The sequence below is a fragment of the Shewanella sp. SR43-8 genome, from assembly GCF_014163775.1.
Classification (GTDB): domain Bacteria; phylum Pseudomonadota; class Gammaproteobacteria; order Enterobacterales; family Shewanellaceae; genus Shewanella; species Shewanella vesiculosa.
Genome location: NZ_JACJDX010000030.1, coordinates 1 through 1,922, shown reverse-complemented (window position 1 = coordinate 1,922; position 1,922 = coordinate 1). Strand labels below are relative to the sequence as shown.

1 protein-coding gene and 2 pseudogenes are annotated in these 1,922 nt (G+C 37.7%); 2 read left to right on the top strand and 1 reads right to left on the bottom strand.

The window, feature by feature from the left end; all coding sequences use genetic code 11:
- Positions 1-155 (top strand): annotated as a pseudogene (locus tag H5114_RS20205) (endonuclease III); the annotation flags it as partial.
- Positions 156-265: 110 nt separating this feature from the next.
- On the opposite strand, the gene H5114_RS20200 reads toward H5114_RS20205, so the two are convergent.
- On the bottom strand, positions 266-1,657 hold the full coding sequence (locus H5114_RS20200) for an alpha-amylase family glycosyl hydrolase (RefSeq protein WP_182723882.1): 1,392 nt from the start codon (positions 1,655-1,657) through the stop codon (positions 266-268).
- 118 nt (positions 1,658-1,775) lie between these two features.
- On the opposite strand from H5114_RS20200, the pseudogene H5114_RS20195 reads away from it, so the two are divergent.
- Positions 1,776-1,922: pseudogene (locus H5114_RS20195) on the top strand (endonuclease III); the annotation flags it as partial.

Genomic DNA, 1,922 nt, shown 5'->3' with positions numbered 1-1,922 from the left:
AACTGAATATGCTTAAAGTGGTGCCGAATGAGTTTAAAGTGGATGTTCATCATTGGTTTATTCTTCACGGACGGTACACTTGCTTAGCCAGAAAACCCCGTTGCGGCTCCTGTATTATCGAAGACTTGTGTGAGTTTAAAGATAAGACTGAGTAAGCTAATTTTTAATTGAAATATATTGATGATCATGCGAATAACTTAAATATGTGCTACTCGCATGATTATCTTAATTTGAAAACCTTAAATAGCCGCTTAACCTTTAATTATTACTGAACATAAACTCTATACTCCCAAGGCGCCAACTTAAGGCTTGTGTCTTCAGTAAGCGTTACCTTTTGTTTGCTAAATAGCTCTGTATATACTCCAGCTGTTTGTAGCCCCATAAATTGAATATCTTGCTCTTTATCAGAAAAATTAATCACAACAAACACTTTATCTTTGGTATTTTCGCGTACAAAACTAAACACTTCAGTCGGGTTAGTATTATAAATACGTTCCATTCTCGCGCCATACTTGCCATGCCATAACGCACTATTTTGTTTCTGTAAAGCTAAGAGCTTCTGAATCAATGGCTTAAACTCATGCTCTTTCCATTTAATAGGATCTTTTTCGAAAAACTCAAGCCGCTTATTATTCCCAGCTTCAAGTCCATTATAAATTAATGGCATACCTTCACCGACAATAGACAATACAATAGCTGTCGCTACTTTTTCTTCACTACCATAACGTTCAAATACGGTACCTTCCCACGAATTAGCATCGTGATTTGAAACATACGTCATCCGGTAGCTATTTTTTGGGTAAGCTCCCTCATTCCATGAATAGTATACAAACAACCTATTTAGATCAGCGTGACCACTTAAAATATCATGAATAGCTTCCTGCCAAGACCATGCATAAGTAGCATCAAAAGCTTTAGCATGTAAATCCCGCATCTCCCATTCAGCTAACATAAAAACAGGCTTGATCGCGTCTAGCTCTGACCTAACGTTTTCCCAAAAATCTAGAGGAACAAAACCTGCTACATCACATCGATAACCATCAATGTTAGCTTCTTTGACCCAATACTTCATTGCATCAGTCATGTATTCACGCATTTCTGGTACGTTATAATCAAAGTCTATTATGTCTGACCAATCCCACCAAGGCGTAGGTTGAAAATTGCCTTGCGAATTTTTTGTATACCAATTTGGGTGCTTATGCCTTAATTCATTATCCCAGGCACTATGATTCGCGACCCAATCTAAAATAACGTACATACCTAATTCGTGAGCAGCATTAACAAAGCTTTTTAAGTCATCTAAAGTACCAAACTCAGGGTTAACACCGTAGTAATCTTTTACTGAATAAGGGCTACCCAGCGACCCTTTTCTGTTTTCTTCGCCAATCGGATGAATCGGCATTAACCAAAGAATATCGACGCCAAGTTCTTTTAATCGTGGTAGTTGATGCTCAGCGGCTGCAAATGTTCCTTCAGGCGTGAACTGTCGCGTATTAATTTGATAAAAACTTGCATTCTTACTCCACTGAGGATGCGTTAACTTCACATATTCTTGCGGAACATAATTTGAGGAAATATTCGTTGTCTTAGTTTTTTTACTTATATTAGTACAAGCACACAGCCCTAAAAGCAGTAATATGAGCGTAAGTTTTTTCATTTGTGGAACACCTTAAACGATTAAGTTCAAAGAATATACGATGTAGCGACATTATTTTAAACAGTCCATTAACATGAATACGAATGCAAACCTTTGCGCCTGTCTAGCATAATTACCTTTTGGCTGGCCAACCATTGCCATTGACACGCATATTTTTAGGTTAGCAAACCGGACTAAATTTGCCCCAGGCAAAAATGTCGATCAAGTTGAACTGAATATGCTTAAAGTGGTGCCGAATGAGTTTAAAGTGGATGTTCATCATTGG